Source organism: Enterococcus sp. PLH-Efm8 (assembly GCF_053011625.1).
Window position 1 is genome coordinate 539,938 of the sequence record NZ_CP172568.1, and the last position, 23,114, is coordinate 563,051.

The window sequence follows — 23,114 nt, forward strand, 5'->3', positions numbered from 1 at the left end:
AACTAGTGTGTAATTCAAAAATCTATATGGAAGGGTCTGTGGGGTAATACTTAAATAAAGGCTAGGAACCTGATAACATCAAGGTTCCTAGCCTTTTTATAATAAAATGAAGCGAAAATAATTTCTTTTAAAGAGCCGAGATTATCAGCTATATAAGAGTGAATTTGATGCAAAAAACAGAGCCGAAACAGTCTTGGTGTTCGTAGCTCTGCTTATATGTTTCGAATTTAAGACAAAGAGTTGGCAAAAGATGTTGATAAGGAAGATAAGATAACTGTGTTATATAAACTAGGTAACTAACTGTAACAAGCTAATTTTAAGAGATTCTTATTAGAAGACGTTTAGGAATATAACTAAGAAAATGATTATACAGGTAATTGTCATTTCAATAATGTTTTCTAATTTTCGCGTCTTTGTTTTAAGAAAAAGGCCAGAATCAGTTGGAAAAAAGTTCGTACGATAGTGAAGAGGGGCAAAATTTCCTACTAATATTCCCACTAACAAGAGATAAAACGGCCAGGTTGGTGTGATTCCTCTATAAAAAAATGCCCATGCTACCGAAATCCCATAGATTAACAACTGAACAATTTTTACAATGAAAAAATTGTTCTGCCATTACTCAAAGTCTCTTCCTCCTTGTATCGTTTATTTGTTTCATTTTATCATTATGATAGGCGCTTGAACAATCCATTTTGTATTTTATTGAGTACTCTTGGATAAACTACCAGCGATTATCATATTTATTTATGTTACTGTAAGCCATCATATAAAAGTAAATGAGCAGATCATAGAAATATAAAAAAGAACTAAAATTGATCTAAATTATGTGCAGCTTGACTACGTACCAATCTATATTACTTACTAGATTGGTCGTTAATCTATTCGGATCGAATGAGCAAAATATTTTTGTGAATGTCCATCCTTGATTATGATTCCAAAAAGAATCATTGGGAGGCTGTGGCGTAAATATTATACTATAAGCCAGAAATACCTATCATTCTGAACTTTTTTATTTAGGAACTTTCATCTCAAGGCTTTTTCAATTAATTTGTACCCCTGTTTTTTGGATAAGATCATGTGCATTGATTTTTTCTATCTCTACGTTCATCTCCTACTTAATGCCTATCTGGCTCCTGAGGGCTTCTTTTTAAGGCGTCGTCATAGTCTTGGCTGAGGATTTCTTGGTAATCTGAGGGAATGGCTTCCCAAGTGAGCAGGCGAACGTTCATGACGTGTTTTCCTTTGTGTTTGATTACAGCATGGTTTTTCTCTTTTTCTACCTCTCCAGCGTGAAAAGACAGCCATGTACCATGGCCAAAGATATCATTACATACCCAACGTTCGATGGAATTGTCCACGTATCCTACAGGGAGTGTGGTATAGCCGATTTGTGGTTTCAAAAAAGGATTGAATCGATCGATCGTTTCATTTTTGTATTGATAATTGATAAGAAAAAGATAGACCAAACAAAAGACGAGCAGAAAGAAAGATAGTGTCTTTTTGAGTGAGAAGGGTTGTTTTGATGAATAAGATTTCTTGTTAACAAGAGGTTCATCTGGCAATGTTGGTTCTATTGATTCGGTAGCTGATTCAATAGAAGGAAAATCAATCGGCAGACCTAAAGTATGATGTAAAAGTGACAGCATTTCAAAGTCTGGCATTGTACGAGAATTTTCCCAACTAGAAATCGTTTTATCGGAAACACCAATTTTTTCGCCTAATTCTTTTTGCGTAAGCTTACAATTTCTGCGGTAAGTTCGTATTTTTTCTCCGGTGTTCATCTTCTTCTCCTTTCGATTCTACAGTATATAGATTTATTCTACATGACCTATACACTTGATAGATACGTTTTTTTGATGAAAAACGGTATGATTTTATCAAAGAATCATTTAAGTAAGGGAGAGTGGTGATAATCAAAAAAAAGTTCACAGTTTTACTCACAATCATAGTGACCGGTATCATGAGTGGTTTTGCCTTGGTTAGTATAAATAAACAGGTACTCTATCGGACAAATGAATTTTTCCATCAAACAGATACTTATACTCCGATTCGATTGCCACAACATTTTATTGGGCAAGAAGAATATGAGCAGCTAATCATGGTATTTGAAAATGTCTCATCAGAAACTGAGCTTTCTTATATGAAAAAAACAGTAAATGAATCCAATGAAGTAGATACATCTTGGAACTTCAAGATACAGCCAAAGCTTGAAATGACATTGTATTATCAAGGGGATGTCAAATCTTCTCACGAGAAGGTACCCTATTCTAATACCTCCTTTCGCGTAACGTCCATTGAAGAATCGATCAAAATAAAAGATTTTGAAGGTGAATTTTTCTTGATGACGAGAGAAAAAGAAGCCTATGAACGGGTCATTTCACTATTCACTGATCGATTCAATCAAGCATTTCACACTGATTATGCCACTAATATTTTTGAAGACTTTGAAAATAGCTATTCGTATTCGGTTATTTCAAATACAGACGTATATAATTATCGAGTGTATTTAACTATTGGATTGATTCTTTTATTCCTTTTGTTATCATCCTTTTTCTTATTGATGAATAAAGAAATCAGTTTATTGTTGAATAATGACTTTTCATTACATCAAGTATTGTGGTGTTTATTGGGGAAAAAGAAAATCATTATTACATTCATAATTGCAGGAATCATTGGTGGTTTTATTTTTATGTATTATAAGGAGCAATTTCTTTATTTGTTCCAGATGTACGTTTTCTTGTTCAGCGGAATATATGGTATCTCTTTGATTTCTCTTTTATTAGTTGAAAAAATCGCTTCGTTAAGAGAAGCGTTCAACTATATCCAATACATTCTTTTTACATTTGGATTGTTGTTTTCTCTTCTTTTGACCGTTGCCAATGTCGAATTAGCAACTATCGTTTTTTCTTCTTCACAGTTAGCTGTTTCCCATGAACCACCAAAAGAAATCGCTGGTGAGGACTATCATGTATTTTATCCAGTAACCATCGGGAAAAACCACGTGGATTTTATTTATTCCAATCGTTTTGCATCAGCAGCAGATCAGGAATTATATGAAACTTTGAATAAAAACGGAAGTATATTAGTCAATGTATCAGATTACTTGAATGAAGAAAATGAACAGTTTGGCAGAGGGATAAAAATAAATCTGAATTATCTTAAGAAATTTCCTTTGATTGATGTCTCTGGAAGGTTGATCCAAATAACCGAAAAAGAAACGCACCCTGTTATATTGATCCCTGAACGATATAGACATACAGATTTAAAAAATGACCTGGCGCAAATAACAGAATATTATCAAGAAATCAGTGAAAAAGAACCGAAATTTCTATTTATAAAAAACAATCAACCCATTTATACATTTATTCCTTCTATCCCCTGGATCGAACATTATCCGGTTGTTGAAATACTGACATTGAAAAACAGTATGTATTTGGAAAGAAATATTCTCAGCGGAGAAATCTATCCACCGTTAAAGATCAAGATAGGCTCTTTGTCGAAAGAAAGGTTATTTGAGCTGATTGAAGAAAGTCAGTTACGTGATAACTTGCAGTTATCATTTCCGTATACTCAGACTGAAGAGATAGCTGTCAAAGTGTTAAGCAGATCATTTCATTACTTGATACAGATATTTTTACTCACTTTCTTTTCTTTCTTCTTGTTGAGCTATGTCATGTTATGCATATATTTTGTCTACAATTGTCGGAAAATCGCTATCTTTCGTTCAAGTGGTTATTCGCTCTTTGAAACGTATAAAGATTTCTTCATGATGAACCTCATCAAATGGGGAACGACAAGTGTAATCTTCCTTTTTCTTATAGAAAGAGAGCCTAAATATCTTTTTAATATTTTTTTCTTTAGCTTCATTGATTTTATTCTTTCAGTTGTTTTTATTTTGTCTACAGAAAAGAAAAGTCAGTTATTGCTGATGAATGGAGGTTAACAATTGGAGCCGTTGATAGTGATAAAAGGTGCGAAAAAAATCATTCGAAACAAAACGATTCTTCATTTGGATCGTTTCACTGCGGATGCTGGGGATCTTGTGACTGTTGTTGGAGAAAGTGGAGCAGGTAAAAGTACGTTATTGAATATATTAGGATTGAATGATCAGTTCAGTTCAGGACAATTCTATTTGTTCGATCAAGAGACGAAACAATTAACTGGGAGAGAGAAGCGCTTGATAAAAAGAAATACCATATCTTTTCTTTTTCAAGATTTTGGGTTGATTGAATATGAAACAATCGATTTTAATTTAGATATTGGATTGAAGTTTTCGAATTTAAATGTTTCAGATAAGCGAACAGCAAAGTATGAGGCATTGAAAAAAGTAAATATAAACAAGAAGCTAAGTACGCCTATCTACACATTATCTGGTGGTGAGAAGCAAAGAATCGCCTGTGCGAGAGTCTTATTGAAGAATAGCAAAATCATTTTAGCCGATGAACCGACTGGGTCATTGGATAAAAGAAATAAGGATAAAGTAGTTGAAATCTTATCGCAACAAGCTTCCCAAGGTACGTTAGTTATCGTAGTCACGCATGATCCATATCTGACCAAAATAGGAAACAAGAAGATCATGCTTTAAAAATCAAAAAGGAAAGGATGTCGTTTTATGAAAAAAGCAGTTATTATTTGTGCACTAGGGATAGGTTTTGTTGGAGGAAACGCTATGTCATCTGAAGTGGAAGCAAATTCAGTTCACGGTGAAATCTATTACAAATCTTTAAAGCCAGGAGAGATTCATTTTGATGCTAAAGGTAATATTATTAAGTCAAATTTACCAGTAGACCGGGAAATTTCTAGAACAGCAATTAATCATAGCTCTGGAAGATGGGTTTATTATAGTGATACAACTTGTACGAGAAAAACAGGTCATTCTAACCACTATAGTCGTGTCTATAATCGTCACGGTGCAAAAGCGAAAGTTGGAAACTCTATTCGATCAGCAAATGCAACAAAAGGAGTATGGGCCTATGCAAGTGCGACAGGAAATAGAACTGACACATTCTCATGTTGGTACAATCCAACCGGTTGGTATTAAGTATCCAAAAGTTTATATAAAATAGAAAAAACATATAATGAAACAGCGTTAAAAGTTATTTTTGGTAGTTTTAATATATTCATTTTTAGTTGTATAAAAATATATCATAATAAAAACAACAAAAAAATGTCTGGAAAATCGAACATAAAAGTGTCTGATTTGAATATCCCAGCAGCGGAAGAAGAAAAACAAAATCGATAACATTTGTTCTAAGAATTAGTTACGTTAAATACGGAACGCAAGATAGACTTGAAAAACGGTAACAAAAGAAGTAGTATATTAAGGTGTGATGTGCTACTTGACATTTATTCTGCTGAGCGAACTTTCTGGATTGTGTAGCCTTATATCTATTCAGGACGTATCGAGCAGATTAGTAAAGGTGTTCTTGATGATTTTCATCTTGAACACCTTTGTTTTTAGCAATTCGCAAAAAACGAAAAGTAGGAGAATTGATAAATGAAAAAAAGATTTTTAGCACTTGCCATCGTACTAGGCACTGGCTTATTGTCAGGCTGTACGAATGCCGGTGAAAAAACAGCCGTTAGTTATAAAGGCGGTACAATCAGCGAACAAGAAGTAATGGATAGCTTGAAAAAAATGCAAGGAGCAGATTCCGCTGTGCAACAGTTGATCGTTTATCAAGTATTTGAAGATAAATATGGAGATGACGTATCAACCAAAGAAATCGATTCTCAATATGATCAAACAAAGAAACAATTGGGTGATTCATTTGATTCACAATTGAAATCTGCAGGTTACACAGAACAAACATTCAAAGACAGTATCAAACAAAGTCTAGCCTTTCAAGAAGGTCTAAAGAAACATATCAAATTGACCGATGAAGATTTAAAAACGGCTTGGGAATCTTTCCATCCAGAAGTGGAAGCTCAAATTATCCAAGTAGCAAGTGAAGATGATGCAAAAGATGTGAAGAAAGCTGCTGATAAGGGAGACGATTTCTCTAAATTAGCCAAAGACAAGTCAACTGATACTACGACAAAAGAAGATGGCGGAAAAGTGAAATTTGATTCCACTACTACAACGGTTCCGGCAGAAGTCAAAGAAGCAGCCTTTAAGTTGAAAGATGGTCAAGTTTCTGATGTGATCACTTCTACCAATGCTTCAACTTATACTACGGAATATTATGTGGTTAAAATGGTGAAAAACCAAAACAAAGGCAACGACATGGATAAATACAAAAAAGAATTGAAAGAAATTGCAACAGACACAAAATTAAGTGACAGTACCTTCCAGAATAAAGTAATTGGCGAAGTATTGAAAGACGCTAATGTAAAAATCAAAGACAAAGACTTTGAAAATGTTTTGAGTACATTCACTTCAGATTCTAGTACAGCAAGTAGTAAATAAGCGGTATAAATAAAAAATATGAACTATTTAAATCAATAAAACTGTTCATCTAAATCTTTTTATTAGAACTAAATCAACAGTAGTTTAATTACTACTTGATTTAGTTCTTTTTATTTTAAAAATTTTTTTTACTTAGAATCCAGCGACCCTAGATATTTTTCTGTATAATCTTAAATAAAGAAAACAATATCAAAAAATGCACGTAGAAGTAGATAAATGGAGTGGTTTTGCAAATTTCTTTTATTTCTAGAAGTTATTCACGTATACGGATTTGTTTTTCTCACAAATAAAAAGGCAGGAAGTACAATGGATCATTTGTATATAAAATATATTCATCAATTTTCCGTTTTGGTGTTAGGCACACTAATTATAGCGGGGATTGTCGCATTTATTATTCAAGGCCGTGACATATTAACAGTACATCAAGAGTTTTTCAGTTATGCATTTGGTATTCCTCTGATCGCTATAAGGTCTGATAACAAAAAGTGGAAGAAACGCTATTACATTCTCTTGCTATTTTTGTGTTTTTATCTGCCACCTAAGATTTTTACTTTATTAGGTATACAATGCCTATCATTTTCTTTTATTTCCTATATCATTGTTTTAATTTTCCTCAGTTTCATAGTATGGATGTTTTATCTTGTCAAAAAATAAATGAATGTTTCATGAACAGTACTTCATCACAGCCTAATTTTTTTCTTTATGCTATCGTTATATTAAAGAAATCAATCAGAAGGGAAAGAAAGTGATGAAAAAAGTTTTATTAGTGGTAAACCCCAGTTCAGGCGGTGAACAAGCAAAGGAATTTGAGCAATTAGCGATAGCAAAATTGGAATCGGTGTTTGATGAAGTGGTCGTCTTGCATACAAAAAAAGCAGGGGATGCAAAAAACTTTACTCGCGAAGCGGCTACGGAAGGGTATCATAGTGTGTTTGTCATGGGCGGAGATGGAACAGTCAACGAAGGAATCAGTGGAATCGCTGAACAAGAACATCGGCCAAATTTCGGATTTTTCCCATTGGGTACGGTGAATGACTTGGCTCGAGCATTAGGGATACCGCTAGAACCTGAGGAAGCGATCAATCATTTTTCGATTGAATCAGTCAAGCCATTGGATATTGGAAAAATAAATGACGACTATTTTATGAATGTCGTCGCAATTGGCTCTATCCCTGAATCAATCAATGATGTAGATGCGGAGAAGAAGACGAAATTTGGAAAACTAGCTTATTTCATGTCAGGAATCAAACAGTTAGCTTCCACACAATCCTACTCGTTTCACGTAGAAGTTGATGGAAAGAAGGAAGAAATTGAGAGCAGTACCTTGCTGATAGGACTAACTAACTCAGTCGGCGGTTTTGAAACATTACTTCCAAATGCAAAAGTGGATGATGGTAAGCTCCATTTGGTTTATTTAAAAGATTCTTCTTTGATCGATACGCTTAAAACATTGCCAGACCTATTAAAAGGAGTAGATGAATCTACGAAAAATCTAGCCTACCTTACTTGTGAGCAATTAGTTGTGTCATTAGCTGATGAGGAAGAATTGACGACGAATGTTGATGGAGATGAAGGGGATAAATTACCTGTGACAATCAAAGTATTGCCCTCACATTTACAGGTTTATTGTTAAAATGGAGGTTGTGACCGAGGAGTTGGCGGGAGAACACCGCTTGTTCGGGATAAGGGACTGTGACAAGACTTTTGTCACAGCCTTTTTTTTGTACAAAAAAGAAATTTACACCTAATAGAAAAATTTTTCCATAAAAATACATATTTTAAATATGAAAGTACAATTGGAAATAGATTAAAACGATAAAATAAAATTGTCAAAACGTCAGAGAGGATGGTGGAGAATGAATCAATGTGTAAAAAAGCTGATTGCGTCGATTTTGTTTGTCTTCCCTCTCTTGATGGTGACATCCGTTTTTGCCGATGTAGAGAAAACAAACGAATCAACGCAATCAGAGAATCAAAGTTTTGACAAGACTACTTTTTCAGAAGAATCGATTACTTCTGAAACTACAGAATCTCAAAGTGAGGCTTCTACTAATAAAAGGCAAGAAGAAAATAAGACAAGTGAGACCTCAGAAGTAGCTGAACAAACGTCTGATAGCAGTGAAGCGGCACTGGCAAGAGCTGTTTCAGCGGATGGGTACAGCGAAGCTGCCACAACAGAAGAACTGGCGCAGCTTCTCGCAGACGAATCAGTAACTAAGATCCGACTGATTCAGCCTTTGACTTTAGACAGGGAATTAGAGATCAAACGAGATATCGTTATTGATTTTGGTGGATTCGCTCACAATTTCGGCACACACCATATTTATATCAATGAGATACCTCAGTCGATCGAGTTCCAGAATTTTAAAGGAACAGCTGCACATCCAGGTGGATTGACACCAAATATCGATGGAAATGCCATTATCATTGCTTATATGACCGATTTTTGGGGAAGCAGATATCATTTTACGGGAGAAATAAAATTTACCGGGACACTTGATTTGTATGATGGGTCCAAATTAGGACTGATTTACGCTCCTCGTGCAACTGTCACATTAGATGGTGTTTCCGGTGTGTTGGATGTCCAACCAGTGAAGGAAGGACTGAATGCCGCTCCGGGTAAAGCCTATTTTTGTAGAAGCTATCAATTGAATGTGATCAATGGTAGTCAACTTTATGGACCGTATCTAGGGAAATTCTACGGTTTTCTAGATTCAGGAGATGAGACTGGTAGTGGAAAAACAGCGCCAGGAATCCATATCTTAAGCGGTTCAAAGGTCTCTCTTGATTATGATCGGGCAGATGGCGTTAGCGATGAAGGAGAGGCAGTCGATACGCTACCTGGTAATGTCATGTTTGAAGTCAGTGGTTCGGGAAGCGAATTTTCGGTAAATACAAAGATCAATATTACCAATGACAACAATCGCGGAATCATCCAAATGAGAGGTTCAGGATCGAAAGTCACTGTATCGAATGGTGGGAAAATCACCATCAATACAGCAACTACGGGCGGATTTCGCTTGCAAGGAGATTCTAGTCAAATCCATGTATCAAGTGGTGGACAAATCTCGGTCAAAATGGCTGGAGATGACGATCAACCCGGGAACAATGGGATGCGTTTTGTAGGAAAAGGCCTTTCTTTGATCGTAGAAGGAGCCGGATCAGTTATCGACATCGATAAGCAGAGTGGGCGTTCCAGCGCAGTTCGTTTTGAGAATGGTACGCAAAAGCTGACAGTAACCAATGGAGGCTCATTGAGGGTAAGAAATACAGGTGATGGCAAATCTTACGTGAACAGACTCAATCAAGGAAATCAAGCGATCCAATTTTATGACGCTTCTGGTTTTCTAGAAAGTCCAGGTTCAGCTGATTTTACAGTCACTGGAGAAAAATCAAATATCGATATACGCGCAGATTCCGGAGCAACTGTAGATACAACTGGAGATATTGATTTAAATTTTACGGCAGGTGAAAAAACTTATTTAGTCATGGTCGGGAAAACAGGGGAAGATAAGACCGGCATCATCAGTGGGGATGTGTTGAATGTGGACTTAGAATCTCCTACCTATTTTGATTTCCAAAACAAACGGATTGGAAGCGAGACCAATGGCATAGGCGGCTGGGTATTCCAAGGAAATGGAGATTCTTCTTTAAAGATCGCCCATTCAGAAATCGCTTTATGGCGAAAAACAGGCGCAACATTCGATAACTTTGAAAAAGACCCGGATTATTTTTCTGATATGACAGACTTATCGATCAATGGGACCGACTTAGGCAATTTCGTATCAAGCCCTAGTGCAGGTTTAACAAATGAATTTGCTCAGACAGGTGCCGGAATGAAAAATTATAATCGAATCAGTGCCAATAATCAGCTCCCGATGATTGAATCCTTAAGAGTGCCAACGAATGCAGATAAAAAAATCTATGGGCATGTCGTTGTTCCCGAAGGTGTCGAGGCAAAGCCAAGAGATGCTTGGACAGGCGAAGTAGAAGTGACTTTACGTATTACTTACGCAGATACGACGAAATCATCTGTAGAAATTACTGCTCTCACGCAAGGACAAACAGATGAAAATGAAGGGGCAGGATATAACCCATGGGGAGAAGGCGAACAAGGCGGCTTGTTCGAAGTTCAAGTACCCAATGATGAGAGATTAAAAACGGAGGATCAAGTGCAAGTTGTTGCTGCTAAAAAAGTAAGAGGTGGCCAAGAAGTGACAGAACTGGACTCTGCCAAAACGACAGTCGATGTGATTCCTCCTGAACCTGCTAATTTAAGTACCACATTGATCAATGCAGCTTCTCGCACGATCACAGGTACAGGTGAAGCAGGAGCCTTGGTTTCATTGAAAAAAAATCAAGCTGTTTTGTCAGAAACAACTATTGATGATACAGGGGAATTTGTTCTTTCTATCCCAGAAAATCAACTTTTTGCAGGAGATGTATTAGAAATTGTATTAAACGACCAAGCAGGAGAAGCTACTGCTAAGGGTGTGCAGAACAAGCCAAGTACCAACGATGAAATTGGGAATCACAATCCAAGTGATACGCCAGTTGTTTATCATGATGCCCCGCCTTTTGCACCTGCTACGAAGATCGTAGTAGAAGGTGGTCTCTCATTTCTTGCCCCTTCCAAACTCGATTTTGGTCAGATCAAAGCAACTGGTTTGACACAAGAAGCATTTGGCCAAATGGATATACAGGAAAAATTATGGATTTATGATCAGCGAGAAACGAAAAATCCGTGGATCTTAACGATAAAATTATCTCAGCCTTTCACAAATGATGCAGGATTTTCTATGCAGGATGTCCTATATTTCAAGAAAGGAGAGGAGTATCAATTAGTGAATGAAGAAGAACTGGAAATTGTCAGAGGACAAAATTCAACGAATGTGCAAGCAGATTATTCAGAATATTTAAATAACGGTCGGGCGTTTAAACTTGTCTTAACCAAAGAAAATCAGATAGCTGGTAATTACTCAGCAGAGATAACATGGACATTAGCAGATGCGCCGACAGAATAAAGATCAAGGAGGATGATTGATGAATCGAATATGGAATAAAAGTCATCGAAACAACTGCTCTTTACTTATGATCCTTCTCCTTGGATTCATCCTTTGGCAGACACCTGTCCATGCCTCCGAATTCAATTTTGCGGTAGATTTTGAATTACCGGCTAATCAGATTGATAAGAACAAAACATATATAAATGTAAGGATGGAGCCTGGGAAAACACAGGAAATCCCCTACACGGTCTTTAACCGAACAGATAAATCAGTAACAGTTGAGACATTGATCCACTCCGCTACGACGAATTCAAACGGTGTGATCGAATATGGAGAATCAAAAAGTAAATTTGATGAAACATTAAGTTATGATATGAAAAACTTAGCAAAAACAGTGGGAGAAATAACTGTTCCTCCTCAAAGTGCGGTCACTGAGACACTTTCACTGAAAGCGCCAGAAAAAGAGCTGGCTGGTGTGGTCGCAGGAGGGATCACGTTTCAAGAAAAAAAAGAGAACGTTTCTAACAAAAGTACAGTTGGTGTCGTCAATCAGTTTTCTCAAGTGAAAGCAATCTTGATTTGAAATAGCGAAAAAGAGTCTTCCCCAGATTTGAAATTAAAAAAAGCTTATGCGGATCAAAGCGATGGAAGAAATGTGATTAAGGCGAATCTTCAAAATCCAAATGCTTCTTATATGTTCGGCTTGACTACATCGGTTGAAATCTACAAAAAAGAAACAAAAGAGCCTTACCTTTCAATAAAAAAAGAAAAAATAGATGTAGCACCCAATACAAATTTTGATTTACTTGTCCCATTAGAAGGAAAAAAATTAGCTCCGGGACATTATCAAGCGGTTGTGAAGGGTGCTTGGAAAGAAAAACGCTGGAATCTCCATACCGATTTTGAAATAACTGATGATGCAGCGGACCAATTGAATGAAAAGGATATTGATTTAAAAAATCAGCCAGAAACATTTGACTGGCGATGGCTGATACTTGTTGGAGTCATTCTTATTGGCTTATTTGCTGGATTATTTATTTTAAAAGAAAGAAGGAAAAAGAAATGAAAAAAACAATTGCATTAAGTACCGTTCTAGCTGGAAGTCTATTATTATGTACACAAAGTGTTTTTGCTGAGAATAAGAGCTCAGCCACTACAGAAGGAACGATTTCTGTGACCAAACCAGATGCTGCAAATCCTGAAGACGTTGTTCCAGTTCCTCCTGTTGATCCAAATGATCCTGATACTCCTTTTACACCTGACGAACCAAATCAGGGAACATCCGGATTACTGACGATTGACCAAGCTCCAGATCTTGATTTTGGAACAATCAAGTTAGGTACAGCAAAAACAGTATATGCTGCATTACAAAGCGGAACGGACAGTACTGGAGCACAAACACAAGTACAGAATTTCGTACAAGTAACGGATAAAAGCGGAAATTATGCCGGTTGGAAATTATCAGTCAAACGAACAGAATTTATTGGTACAACATCTGATACGAATAAACTAACTGGTTCAAAGGTGAAATTCAAAAACGCCGTGATTCGAAATAGCGCAACTAATAGCAGTGGAATGCCATCTACCGTTTCTGGAACTGGCGCTGAAGGAATCGAAATCCCAGCAGATCAGGCAGTAGATCTAGTAACTGCAGGAGCAAATGAAGGGATTGGCACATGGATTTATTCATTAGGAGAGAATGTGGAACAAGGGAGACAATCAGTGGAATTATTTGTTCCTGTATCCAATTATGCTGTAGACAACTACGTTTCAACATTCACATGGTCGTTAACAGATGCTCCTACAGAAGAGGAAGCGTAAAATCATATCAACGACTTCAGGGAGTGGAGCCGATTCAAGGCCCACTCCCTGAAATCTGCTATGCTTACGTCTCAGCTCTTATTCATCAACTCGAAGCAGTTTTTTGGAAGTCATGGAAACGTTCCTTTGTCTTTTCAAAGATCTTTCGACCAACGAGTAAGGAGTCACCGTTGAAAAATTCTAACACATAATGAGCAGAATCAATTTTCTGCAATTGCGATAAGTTGATACAGTAAGATTTTAAAAGTAAAAAGTAAGCATACTTTTCTAACTCTGTCTTCAATTGTTTTAAAGAAGTATTCACTAATTTATCTTCTGTAGTTGTTTTGACCATAACTTGGTTTTTCAAACCTTTGATACTTTCAATATATAAAATTTCCCGAGGATACAGGACGAGACTTCAGTCAAGTCCAGACTCCTGTGTAAAATGCTATACAATGTTTTTACCATTTCTACTTATCAAAATTGATGTATTTTCTTGAAGAATAAATCCATTCATCATGTAGGTCCATAAGAACGGCTCCAATTAAGCGATTGGCTGATGTTTGATTGGGGAAGATGCGAATAATCTTTTCTCTTCTGCGTACTTCTTGATTCAGTCGTTCAATTAGATTGGTACTCTTTAGTCGATTGTGGGAATTTCCTTGTACGGTATATTGAAAGGCGTCTTCGAATCCATCATCCAATGATGCGCAAGCTTTTGAATATTTTGGTTGATCGATATAATCATGAATCAATCGATTTTTAGCCTCACGCGCTAAGTTAATATCTGTGAACTTAAAAATTCCTTTAACAGCTTCTCTGAAAGATTTTGAATTTTTTTTAGGAATGGTGGTAAAGATATTTCTTAGGAAGTGAACTTGGCATCTTTGCCAACTTACGTTGGTGAAGGATTTTCTAATGGCAGAGACTAATCCTTTGTGCGCATCAGAAATAACGAGTTCCGTACCTTGTAAACCGCGTTCTTTTAGGTATTCAAAAAATGTTGTCCAGGTCTCTTCGCTTTCGCCACTTTGAATCATGAAGCCGATAATTTCACGGTCGCCATCTTTGGTTATTCCAATCGCTATATGACAGCTTTTTGAGAGTACTCGATTTTCTTCTCGTACTTTTATATAGAGTACATCGGTCATTAAGTAAGGATAATTTTTTTCTGATAATAAACGATTCTGCCACTCGTTAACCATAGGTTCTAGCTGTTCTGTTAAGCTAGAAACGAAGGACTTAGAGACGGATTTACCACAAAGTTCTTCCACAATTTTTGATACTTTACGAGTTGAAACGCCTGATACATACATTTCCAACATTGAAGCCATGAGGGCTTTTTCGTTTCGTTGATAACGTTCAAACACTGTGGGTGAAAAATGGCCATCACGTGTTCTGGGTACTTTTAATTCTAGCGTGCCTACACGTGTCGTAAAGCTGCGCTCATAATAGCCATTTCGTTGACTTTGTCGGTTTTCTGTTCGTTCATATTCTTTTGCTTGAATATATTCTGTTCGTTGATTTTCCATTAGTTGATTAAATACCGTTGTTAAAATATTTTTAGAAACGTCATCCTTTACAGAATATTCAATAATGCTTTGAATCTCTTCGCTTTTCAGTGTAAAATGTACTTGGGTCATGTAAAAGTCCTCCTGGGTATGTTTTTGTCGTTAAAAACATTGTACCGTAAAAGGACTGTTATATGGCCTTTTTACTTTTACACAATTATACGGACTTTATCGAGACTTCCACCTTTTTGATCAATAAAGATTTTATCGACATTTACGATCTGCTGTTCTTTCCAATTGATCTGTTCTAGCACTTGACGAATTTGTTCAGATAAATTCCTGTCTTTTCTGATATATCCAATCGGAAGGATTTTCCGATTGATGATCTCTACTGCAAAATTCGTATAAGCGGTGAAAAAAACAATATTACTATGTGCATTTTTTTTACGTATTTGTTCGGCGACATCAATACCTGTGAGTGATTGCTTCAAGTCGATATCGATAAAGAAAACATCGTGATTATCAATAGTGCCCAACTGGATCAACTGATTGATTTGAGAGATAGAAGTGAGCTGCACGATATTCTCGATATGATGATTGACCAATTCTCTGATGATCCATTCGCTGTGAAACTGGTTATCTTCTATGATAAAATACTTTTTCATATGCAGGCTCCTATTAAAAAAATATGTGTACATTTTGAAACAAAACAATGGAGGAATAAGATGGTCGCAACAGTGACACTTTATTTGACCTTTACTTTGATTTTAGATTTAGGTATCTATTTATTCTTTTCGAAACAACTGCTAGTAAAAAACAGCTTTGGTTGTATAGCTTTGATGGTGGTGACACTTTTACTTCCTATCCCTAAAGTGAGCTTTCCTTACCTAATTGGCTTATTATTGATGTTTCTTTTTTATTTTACTACGAAAAACCTGTTTATCAGCTGTTTGATCAGTAATCTTTTTTTTGCTATCACTGGACTCAGCTTTTTTCTGGTTTTTGATCTGATGGATTATTTAGGAAAGAGACATCTTGGAACAGCAAGTTTTTTTGCACTACTTATCGCATTTATTTTCTATCTATTAGTAAAAAGTATAGACAAACAGACGAGATTTCTCAACTTGCTTTTTACTTATCCAACTGAACACTATTTTGGAGGTATTTGTATTTTATTAAGCTGGGGCGTGATTTACTTGGTATTGGGAAGTGTTCACTTCCGCTCATCTAATTATCTGCTTCTATCTCTTTTGTCGATAGTCATCAGTTTTTTTTCTTTGTTTTTTTCCATTATGTTGATCAGTTTCCAAGTAAAAGAAAGACAACATCAGGAATCGCTTCAACTGTATCAAATAAATGAAGAATATTACCATCATCTAGAGGAATTCAAACATGATTATAAAAGTCTACTGTTTTCATTAAAAATTACTCTTCAGGAAAATAAAAAAGAAACGTTGGAATTTTTAGAAATATTAGAAGATCATTCTGCAGCTATTTTTGAAAAACCGCAAATACAACAGCTAACAAATATTGTATCCCCAGCTGTCAGGGGTGTCTTTTTAAAATTTCTAGAAAAAGCAGAATCGGAGAAAATCCCGATCCAAGTAGTTATTCCTGTCGAAGTGAAAACAATCCCGATTGATCTGGTTGTTTTTATTCGCTGTTTATCTATTTTTATTTCTAACGCATTCGATCATCGTGTAGCCGATCAGAGTCCGATTACGATCAATCTGCTGGAAGAAAAAGAGGGATCACGTTTTAGTATAGCGAACAAGGCAAATCCAACGAATTTGACGCTATCGGAGATGGTCAAAAGAGGAAAAACCTCTAAAAAAAATGGCGGGTTAGGTCTATACAGTGCGAAAAAAATGTTGGATGTTTACGAAAATGCAGAACTAAAAATCGAATTTTCAAAACAGAATCACTATTTTTTTGTAGAAATGTATCTGGCATCTAGAAAGAGCAAATCAGCCTACTGACTTACTGTCAAAGGATAAGTTTGAGGAAAGTCTACACGGAGATAGAGACAACAACACAGCATATTCAAAAGAAACAGAAGCGTGATGACCGTTGTCACCCTTCTGTTTCTTTTGCTATGTAGTTAAACAAAGTAGTTGACACTTCCGCTACTTAGTATTAGTACGAAAGTATACTTCATGATACTAAGTAGATAAGAAGTGAAAAGCGGAACCCACGATCGTCAAAATGCTAACTGCTTTGCTTACACCAGATAAAGGGAAGAGCAATATCGCTTATTTTAGGCGTGGAGAAGCAAGCAAATCCCTACGATCACAAAAAAAATGCTGACCCAGCAGTTAAGAGAGTTAGAACAAGATGAAAGTATCCATCGAAAAGCCTATAACCAAGTCCCGCCTAAAGTAGAGTACTCGCTCACCGAAGAAGGAAAATCATTAAGAGAGATTCTAGTAGCGTTGTCTGTTTGGGAAGAAGAACGTATCGAAAAACAAAAAGCCTCAAGGGAAGAAGACACGCTACTGCATACACATGGTGGCTACCTAAATTATTGATTTTCTATGACATTTATTTTAAATAAAAGAAAACAGGAGTTTTTTTAAAAGCATCATCTATTTTTTATGTAAAAAAATGGTATGATTAATCAAGTAAGAAGTGATTGGAAGAAGGCAAGCAAATGAATAGTATGGAAAAAGTCAACCAGTTTAGAGATGAACGTAATTGGCGACAATTTCATAACGAAAAAGATTTGGCTATCTCTATTTCTTTGGAAGCATCTGAATTGTTAGAACTTTTTCAATGGAAAACGCCGGAAGAAGTAAAAGAAACACAATTAGAACGAATCAAAGAAGAACTGGCAGATGTATTGATCTATTCATACATGATGGCAGACAACCTTCACCTGGATCTAGATGAGATCATTGAAGAAAAATTGATCAAAAATAATTTGAAATATCCTGTAGAAAAAAGCGCAGGTGTACGAAAAAAATACACAGAGTTGTAGAAATGTGTCATTCGGCTGTTGGAAAGAGCAAAAGAAAAACAGTAAAATGAGTCTGGAGGGAGAGAAAATGAAAAAAAAAGGAAAAGCAAAAAGATGGCTAGTCAATATCCTCTTGTTCCTCTTGTTATTAGTAGGACTAGCTTTGATTTTCAATGAACAGATCAAGGATTATTTTGTCAGAGAGACAGGAGATAAATATGCTATAGCGAATGTAACAAAAGAAGATCTGAAAAAGAATAACGATAAAGATGTCAGTTTTGACTTTGATGCGGTAGAACCAATGACGACAGAAGGGGTCATGAGGTCGCAAATGAGAGGAACAGATCTACCAGTGATTGCTAGTATCGCAGTCCCTTCAGTTTCAATCAATTTACCGGTTTTCAAAGGCTTGGATAATACGTCACTACTTTACGGAGCAGGAACATTATCTCCAGATCAAGAAATGGGAAAAGGAAATTATGCCTTAGCAAGCCATCGTGCAACGAACCCTGAATTGCTGTTTACACCGCTAGAAAATTTAGAGATGGGTGCCAAGATCTATTTGACAGATTTAGAAAATGTGTATACATACAAAACATTTTTTAAAGAAAAAGTTGCTCCTACAGATACCCAATTACTGAATGAAGTCGAGGGAAAAGAAATTGTCACACTAATTACTTGTGGCGACATGGACGCCGTCACGCGACTAGTTGTACAAGGAGAACTGGAAAGTGTTACATCGATAAAAGATGCGACAGATGATATGAGATCTGCTTTCAATCTAGAGACAAAAACATTTTAGGATACTGGGACATAAGTCGTTACAGATTAAAAACAGCCAAAGGATATGAATCGATAAGGAAAAACCAATTTGCTGAAAAAAAGAGAAACGCAAAGAGGTGCATCTCTGATTTGGTTGTTTTCTAGATAGACTTGTGTTCCAGTTTTTTTATTTTTTATATGAAAAGGCTTGCATAAATAAAAATTCGATGGTATGATGATTTTGAATAAGAAATGGATTGTTACTGTACGGCAGGCAAAACCAGAATTCAGCTAAGAAACAGTAGGCGAATTCTAGGTTTTTTTATTTTTCTTGAGAGGGCGAAGCAAAATGAAAATTGATAAAATTTTGAATAACAATGTCGTCATTTCGAAAAATGGATTCGGGGAAGAAGTCGTTTGTATGGGAAAAGGACTAGCTTTTCAAAAAAAGATTGGGGACGAGATTTCGCCAGAAGCGGTCCAAAAAGAATTTGTTTTAAGAGATTCTTTTGCTAAAAACCAATTCCAGCAGCTGATGGCTGATATTCCGGCAGAGGAGATCGAATGGGTCAAACAAGTAGTCGAACTGGCTGAAGATAAACTAAAAGTTGAATTTTCGCCTAATATTTATCTGACATTGACCGATCATCTTCATTATGCGATCACACGAGCAAAAGAAAATATCCAACTGCCTAATCCATTATTATTTGAAACAAAAAAATTTTATCCGAAAGAATATCAAGCAGCGAAAGAGGCTCTTTTGTTCGTGAAACAAAAGACGGGTGTGGAACTTTCTGAGGATGAAGCCGGTTTTATTGCCTTTCATTTTGTGAATAGCCAACAAGGAAACGAAGACATGCAAGTGACGATGACCGCTACCACAATGGTAAGAGATATACTGAGTATCATCAGTAAATTCTTCGGCATCGTGTTCGATGAAGAATCTTTGAATTATCAGCGTATCATTACTCATCTGCAGTTTTTTGCCCAGCGTTATCTCAAAGGGGAAGGATCTGACGAGCAAGATGAATTTCTCTACGCATTAGTTCAAGGAAAGTATCCAAAAGCGTTTCATTGTGTCGAACGGATCAATGAGTATCTTCGACAAACGCAAAAACAGGAAATGGGGATCGCAGAGCAGATTTATTTAACGATTCATATTCAAAGAGTAGTAAGTGAGAAAAAAAGCATCCAATCATAAGGATTGTTACTGTATGGCAGGCAAAACCTGGATTGAAAAAATAGGTTCACGAATGTTTGTGACTGTTTTTTTCAATCTGGGTTTTTATTTTTTAAATAAAAAAGAAAGAAGGAAAAAACAATGGATAATCAAGCAGTTGGTCGTCGTGTATGGGAAGCGGTAGGAGGACAAAAGAATGTCAAAAGTTTAGTACATTGTGCTACGCGGTTGCGATTCAGATTAAAAGATGAATCTTTAGCAGATACGCAAAAGTTAAAAGAAGACCCGGACGTGATCCAAGTCGTACAAAGTGGCGGTCAGTATCAAGTAGTGATTGGCAGTAATGTAGCAGATGTTTATCAATCGATCGTGGATGAGGAAGGTCTTGCAGTTTCGGAGGATGGAAAAGAAGAGTCCAAAAATATTTTGAATCGTCTGATCGATATTATCTCTAGTATATTTACACCTTTTCTAGGGGCGATGGCAGCCGCCGGGGTATTGAAAGGATTCTTATCATTGGCAACGGTGATGGGCTGGCTGACAGCTGATAGCGGTACTTATCAAATATTGTTTGCTGCAGCAGATGGTGTCTTTACCTTCTTACCTGTCATGCTTGCTTTTACAGCAGCTAAAAAGTTCAAAGCCAACCAGTTTTTAGCAGTAGCAATTGCTATGGCACTTGTGTATCCAGCTATCACAGCAGTTGCTGGTGCGGGAGAAGCTATCAGTTTCTTTGGGATCCCAGTGATTCTTTCACCATCTGGTTATACTTCTTCTGTCATACCAATCATTCTAGCCGTATGGGTTCAAAGTAAATTAGAGCCATTCGTAAAAAAAGTGATTCCGCAATTTCTGCAAATGATTTTAGTTCCGCTTGTCGTTTTAGTAGTGATGGTTCCATTAACATTTCTTGCTTTAGGACCAATCGGGACGGTTGCCGGTAATGCTTTAGGCGGTCTCTTCAACTCGATTTATGGATTTAGTCCAATCGTAGCAGGTCTAATCATGGGAAGTTTATGGCAAGTATTCGTGATGTTCGGCATGCATTGGGGATTCGTACCGATCATGTTTTTGAATATCGAACAATATGGGTTTGATGTATTGATGCCAATGCTTCTTCCAGCCATCTTGGCACAAGGTGGGGCTGCTTTAGCTGTAGCATTGCGAACAAAAGATACGAAACTTCGAGCATTAGGGATTTCTTCTACAGTGACTTCGTTATTTGGAATCACTGAACCAACTGTGTATGGTGTGACATTACCTTTGAAGAAACCATTCATTGCCGCTTGTATTTCTGGAGGTATTGGTGGAGCTATTATCGGATTTTCCGGAGTAAAAGCTTTCTCCAGCAGTTTGGTCAGCTTATTGACGATTCCGACTTTCATTAATACGGTGGATGGTGTAGAGTCAAATGTGACAGTAGCAGTAATAGCTACAGGAATTGCTTTTGTTCTTGCATTCGTAGGTACATTGATTTTAGGATTTGACGAACAAACACAAGACAATCAATTAGAAAACAAACATGCGAATGCAGGAGAACCGATTACTTCAGCACGGCATACCTTAAAAAGTCCTTTAACGGGTAAAGTACTGCCATTGAGTGAAGTACCAGACCAAGTTTTTTCTTCTGGCGTGATGGGAAAAGGTATCGCTATTGATCCAGAAGTAGGAGAACTAGTTGCACCTGCAGACGGAGAGATCACGACTATTTTTCCAACTGGACATGCTGTAGGGATCACAACGACTGACGGAGCGGAGATTTTGATTCATATCGGGATGGATACAGTAGAATTAAATGGGAATGGCTTTGAGATCTTAGTCAAACAAGGGGATCTCGTCAAAGCAGGAGATTTATTGATTCGTTTTGACATCGAAGCAATTAGAGCAGCTGGCTATAGCGTAATCACTCCAGTTGTCATTACGAATACTGATGCATTTGCCGATATACTTGAATTAGACCAAAAAGAGATTATTGCAAACGAAGATGTTCTGGCAATTGTAAAATAAGGAGGAAATCAGGATGCAATCACGTTTTTCAGAAAAATTTTTATGGGGTGGAGCAACTGCTGCCAATCAATTAGAAGGGGCTTATGATCGAGACGGAAAAGGGCTATCCGTTGCAGATGCTATGCCTGGAGGTAAGCAGCGCTTTGCGATTATCGGCAGTGAAGAATTTGACTGGACGATTGATCAAGAAAAATATATTTACCCGAATCATCGAGGAATTGATCATTACGATCGTTTCAAAGAAGATCTTGCCTTGTTTGCGGAAATGGGATTCAAATGTTATCGTTTTTCGATTGCCTGGACACGAATTTTTCCAAATGGAGACGAAGGTACTCCTAACGAAGCGGGATTAGAATTTTATGATCAGCTGATTGATGAGTGCTTAAAATATGATATTGAACCTGTGATCACGATTTCTCATTACGAAATGCCTCTTCATTTGGCAAAAGAATACGGTGGCTGGAAAAATCGAAAACTGATCGACTTCTATGAACGATTTGCTCAGACAGTATTAGAGAGATACAGCAGTAAAGTCAAATATTGGATGACTTTCAATGAAATCAATTCGGCCTTTCACTTTCCAGCTTTAAGTCAAGGATTAGTAAAAAGCAATGGAGCAGGAGAGTACCAAAATATTTTCCAAGCATGGCATAATCAATTCGTTGCAAGTAGCAAAGCCGTAAAAATCGGCCACGAATTGCGTTCGGATATCCAAATCGGCTGCATGATTATCTATGCAACAACTTACAGCATCGATGCCAATCCAGTCAATCAGGCAGCAACAATGATCCAAAACCAAGAATTCAATTTTTTCTGCACGGATGTCCAAGTACGTGGAGAATACCCTGCATACACAGCGCGTACCCATAAAAAATATGGAGTCGATCCGGAAAAATTAGAGCAAACGGAAAAAGACTTCCAGTTGCTAAAAGAATATCCAGTGGACTACATCGGATTTAGTTATTATATGTCTACGGCAATCAATGAGACTGATCCACAAGCAGCAACTTCAGAAGGGAACTTGCTGGGAGGAGTAAAAAATCCGTTTCTTGAGGCAAGTGAATGGGGCTGGCAGATCGATCCAGAAGGGCTGAGAATCGCATTGAATGAATTATACAATCGTTACCAGAAACCATTATTCATTGTTGAAAACGGTCTTGGAGCCATTGATCATATGGAAGAGGATGGCACGATTATTGATGATTATCGGATCGATTATTTACGTCGTCATATCGAAGCGATGGCTAATGCAGTAGCAGACGGTGTAGATTTGATGGGCTATACGCCTTGGGGATGTATCGATCTTGTCAGTGCATCAACAGGAGAAATGAGTAAACGTTACGGCTTTATCTATGTGGATCTAGACGATGAAGGAAATGGGACACTGAATCGATCAAAGAAAAAATCTTTTGATTGGTATAAAGAAGTAATTGCCTCAAATGGCGTAAACTTGTAATTAAAGCAGCTGAATGAAAAAGAA

Annotated in this window: 18 protein-coding genes and 3 pseudogenes; 17 read left to right on the top strand and 4 right to left on the bottom strand. The window is 36.9% G+C overall.

The genetic code is table 11. The features are described 5' to 3' along the window. Positions 1–1,115: 1,115 nt before the first annotated feature. Positions 1,116–1,781 carry a helix-turn-helix domain-containing protein gene (locus tag ACIFUW_RS02565; RefSeq protein ID WP_002347318.1) on the bottom strand — a complete coding sequence of 222 codons (666 nt, stop codon included), beginning with the start codon at positions 1,779–1,781 and terminating at the stop codon, positions 1,116–1,118. 179 nt (positions 1,782–1,960) lie between these two features. Here ACIFUW_RS02565 and ACIFUW_RS02570 point away from each other — a divergent pair, with 179 nt between their 5' ends. The 10 genes and pseudogenes from ACIFUW_RS02570 to ACIFUW_RS02615 all read left to right on the top strand — a co-directional run bounded on the left by ACIFUW_RS02570 (position 1,961) and on the right by ACIFUW_RS02615 (position 13,236). Continuing rightward, positions 1,961–3,943 (top strand): DUF1430 domain-containing protein, encoded by a 1,983-nt coding sequence (locus ACIFUW_RS02570; protein WP_002371278.1) that lies wholly within the window; start codon positions 1,961–1,963, stop codon positions 3,941–3,943. 3 nt (positions 3,944–3,946) lie between these two features. Then, a complete protein-coding gene (locus tag ACIFUW_RS02575) occupies positions 3,947–4,585 on the top strand; it encodes an ABC transporter ATP-binding protein (RefSeq protein WP_002291166.1) in 639 nt (212 codons plus the stop codon). Positions 4,586–4,612: 27 nt separating this feature from the next. After that, complete coding sequence (locus ACIFUW_RS02580; protein WP_002288545.1) at positions 4,613–5,041, top strand: hypothetical protein; 429 nt, start codon at positions 4,613–4,615, stop codon at positions 5,039–5,041. Between the two features lie 456 nt (positions 5,042–5,497). Beyond that, positions 5,498–6,409, top strand: a complete 912-nt coding sequence (locus tag ACIFUW_RS02585; protein ID WP_002288548.1) for a peptidylprolyl isomerase — start codon at positions 5,498–5,500, stop codon at positions 6,407–6,409. 216 nt (positions 6,410–6,625) lie between these two features. After that, positions 6,626–7,063 carry a hypothetical protein gene (locus ACIFUW_RS02590; RefSeq protein ID WP_002321907.1) on the top strand — a complete coding sequence of 146 codons (438 nt, stop codon included), beginning with the start codon at positions 6,626–6,628 and terminating at the stop codon, positions 7,061–7,063. Positions 7,064–7,157: 94 nt separating this feature from the next. After that, on the top strand, positions 7,158–8,042 hold the full coding sequence (locus ACIFUW_RS02595; RefSeq protein WP_002288550.1) for a diacylglycerol/lipid kinase family protein: 885 nt from the start codon (positions 7,158–7,160) through the stop codon (positions 8,040–8,042). Positions 8,043–8,265: 223 nt separating this feature from the next. Next, positions 8,266–11,433 (top strand): Ig-like domain-containing protein, encoded by a 3,168-nt coding sequence (locus ACIFUW_RS02600; protein ID WP_002296199.1) that lies wholly within the window; start codon positions 8,266–8,268, stop codon positions 11,431–11,433. A gap of 67 nt (positions 11,434–11,500) precedes the next feature. Beyond that, the gene (locus ACIFUW_RS02605) at positions 11,501–11,998 is read left to right on the top strand and encodes a DUF916 domain-containing protein (RefSeq protein ID WP_002321906.1); all 498 of its coding nucleotides are present in this window, start codon (positions 11,501–11,503) and stop codon (positions 11,996–11,998) included. A gap of 18 nt (positions 11,999–12,016) precedes the next feature. After that, positions 12,017–12,481: pseudogene (locus tag ACIFUW_RS02610) on the top strand (DUF3324 domain-containing protein); the annotation flags it as partial. Further along, positions 12,478–13,236 carry a WxL domain-containing protein gene (locus tag ACIFUW_RS02615; protein ID WP_002288559.1) on the top strand — a complete coding sequence of 253 codons (759 nt, stop codon included), beginning with the start codon at positions 12,478–12,480 and terminating at the stop codon, positions 13,234–13,236. The pseudogene ACIFUW_RS02610 and the gene ACIFUW_RS02615, both read left to right, overlap by 4 nt. A gap of 85 nt (positions 13,237–13,321) precedes the next feature. On the opposite strand, the pseudogene ACIFUW_RS02620 reads toward ACIFUW_RS02615, so the two are convergent. From ACIFUW_RS02620 to ACIFUW_RS02630, 3 genes and pseudogenes are all read right to left on the bottom strand, one after another. Then, positions 13,322–13,636, bottom strand: a pseudogene (locus ACIFUW_RS02620) (LytTR family DNA-binding domain-containing protein); the annotation flags it as partial. Positions 13,637–13,688: 52 nt separating this feature from the next. Then, positions 13,689–14,861 carry an IS256-like element IS256 family transposase gene (locus tag ACIFUW_RS02625; RefSeq protein ID WP_000195429.1) on the bottom strand — a complete coding sequence of 391 codons (1,173 nt, stop codon included), beginning with the start codon at positions 14,859–14,861 and terminating at the stop codon, positions 13,689–13,691. Positions 14,862–14,962: 101 nt separating this feature from the next. Beyond that, a pseudogene (locus tag ACIFUW_RS02630) lies at positions 14,963–15,394 on the bottom strand (response regulator); the annotation flags it as partial. 60 nt (positions 15,395–15,454) lie between these two features. On the opposite strand from ACIFUW_RS02630, the gene ACIFUW_RS02635 reads away from it, so the two are divergent. The 7 genes from ACIFUW_RS02635 to ACIFUW_RS02665 all read left to right on the top strand — a co-directional run bounded on the left by ACIFUW_RS02635 (position 15,455) and on the right by ACIFUW_RS02665 (position 23,090). After that, the gene (locus ACIFUW_RS02635; RefSeq protein ID WP_033793060.1) at positions 15,455–16,708 is read left to right on the top strand and encodes a GHKL domain-containing protein; all 1,254 of its coding nucleotides are present in this window, start codon (positions 15,455–15,457) and stop codon (positions 16,706–16,708) included. A gap of 321 nt (positions 16,709–17,029) precedes the next feature. Then, positions 17,030–17,257 carry a winged helix-turn-helix transcriptional regulator gene (locus tag ACIFUW_RS02640; RefSeq protein ID WP_002293846.1) on the top strand — a complete coding sequence of 76 codons (228 nt, stop codon included), beginning with the start codon at positions 17,030–17,032 and terminating at the stop codon, positions 17,255–17,257. Positions 17,258–17,379: 122 nt separating this feature from the next. After that, positions 17,380–17,706: a nucleotide pyrophosphohydrolase gene (locus ACIFUW_RS02645; protein ID WP_002293844.1), complete on the top strand. Its 327-nt coding sequence runs from the start codon at positions 17,380–17,382 to the stop codon at positions 17,704–17,706. Positions 17,707–17,773: 67 nt separating this feature from the next. Further along, positions 17,774–18,487 carry a class A sortase gene (locus tag ACIFUW_RS02650; RefSeq protein WP_002296196.1) on the top strand — a complete coding sequence of 238 codons (714 nt, stop codon included), beginning with the start codon at positions 17,774–17,776 and terminating at the stop codon, positions 18,485–18,487. A 309-nt stretch (positions 18,488–18,796) separates the two neighbouring features. After that, positions 18,797–19,648 carry a BglG family transcription antiterminator LicT gene (gene licT, locus ACIFUW_RS02655; protein WP_002291144.1) on the top strand — a complete coding sequence of 284 codons (852 nt, stop codon included), beginning with the start codon at positions 18,797–18,799 and terminating at the stop codon, positions 19,646–19,648. Between the two features lie 120 nt (positions 19,649–19,768). Next, complete coding sequence (locus tag ACIFUW_RS02660) at positions 19,769–21,634, top strand: beta-glucoside-specific PTS transporter subunit IIABC (RefSeq protein WP_002296194.1); 1,866 nt, start codon at positions 19,769–19,771, stop codon at positions 21,632–21,634. A 13-nt stretch (positions 21,635–21,647) separates the two neighbouring features. Continuing rightward, positions 21,648–23,090 (top strand): glycoside hydrolase family 1 protein, encoded by a 1,443-nt coding sequence (locus ACIFUW_RS02665; RefSeq protein WP_002338528.1) that lies wholly within the window; start codon positions 21,648–21,650, stop codon positions 23,088–23,090. Positions 23,091–23,114 lie beyond the last annotated feature (24 nt).

Coding starts and splice junctions, on each gene's coding strand:
- ACIFUW_RS02565 (WP_002347318.1), bottom strand. CDS start 1,781: ATGAACACCGGAGAAAAAATACGAACTTACCGCAGAAATTGTAAGCTT.
- ACIFUW_RS02570 (WP_002371278.1), top strand. CDS start 1,961: ATGAGTGGTTTTGCCTTGGTTAGTATAAATAAACAGGTACTCTATCGG.
- ACIFUW_RS02580 (WP_002288545.1), top strand. CDS start 4,613: ATGAAAAAAGCAGTTATTATTTGTGCACTAGGGATAGGTTTTGTTGGA.
- ACIFUW_RS02585 (WP_002288548.1), top strand. CDS start 5,498: ATGAAAAAAAGATTTTTAGCACTTGCCATCGTACTAGGCACTGGCTTA.
- ACIFUW_RS02590 (WP_002321907.1), top strand. CDS start 6,626: ATGGAGTGGTTTTGCAAATTTCTTTTATTTCTAGAAGTTATTCACGTA.
- ACIFUW_RS02595 (WP_002288550.1), top strand. CDS start 7,158: ATGAAAAAAGTTTTATTAGTGGTAAACCCCAGTTCAGGCGGTGAACAA.
- ACIFUW_RS02600 (WP_002296199.1), top strand. CDS start 8,266: ATGAATCAATGTGTAAAAAAGCTGATTGCGTCGATTTTGTTTGTCTTC.
- ACIFUW_RS02605 (WP_002321906.1), top strand. CDS start 11,501: ATGATCCTTCTCCTTGGATTCATCCTTTGGCAGACACCTGTCCATGCC.
- ACIFUW_RS02615 (WP_002288559.1), top strand. CDS start 12,478: ATGAAAAAAACAATTGCATTAAGTACCGTTCTAGCTGGAAGTCTATTA.
- ACIFUW_RS02625 (WP_000195429.1), bottom strand. CDS start 14,861: ATGACCCAAGTACATTTTACACTGAAAAGCGAAGAGATTCAAAGCATT.
- ACIFUW_RS02635 (WP_033793060.1), top strand. CDS start 15,455: ATGGTCGCAACAGTGACACTTTATTTGACCTTTACTTTGATTTTAGAT.
- ACIFUW_RS02640 (WP_002293846.1), top strand. CDS start 17,030: ATGCTGACCCAGCAGTTAAGAGAGTTAGAACAAGATGAAAGTATCCAT.
- ACIFUW_RS02645 (WP_002293844.1), top strand. CDS start 17,380: ATGAATAGTATGGAAAAAGTCAACCAGTTTAGAGATGAACGTAATTGG.
- ACIFUW_RS02650 (WP_002296196.1), top strand. CDS start 17,774: ATGAAAAAAAAAGGAAAAGCAAAAAGATGGCTAGTCAATATCCTCTTG.
- licT (WP_002291144.1), top strand. CDS start 18,797: ATGAAAATTGATAAAATTTTGAATAACAATGTCGTCATTTCGAAAAAT.
- ACIFUW_RS02660 (WP_002296194.1), top strand. CDS start 19,769: ATGGATAATCAAGCAGTTGGTCGTCGTGTATGGGAAGCGGTAGGAGGA.
- ACIFUW_RS02665 (WP_002338528.1), top strand. CDS start 21,648: ATGCAATCACGTTTTTCAGAAAAATTTTTATGGGGTGGAGCAACTGCT.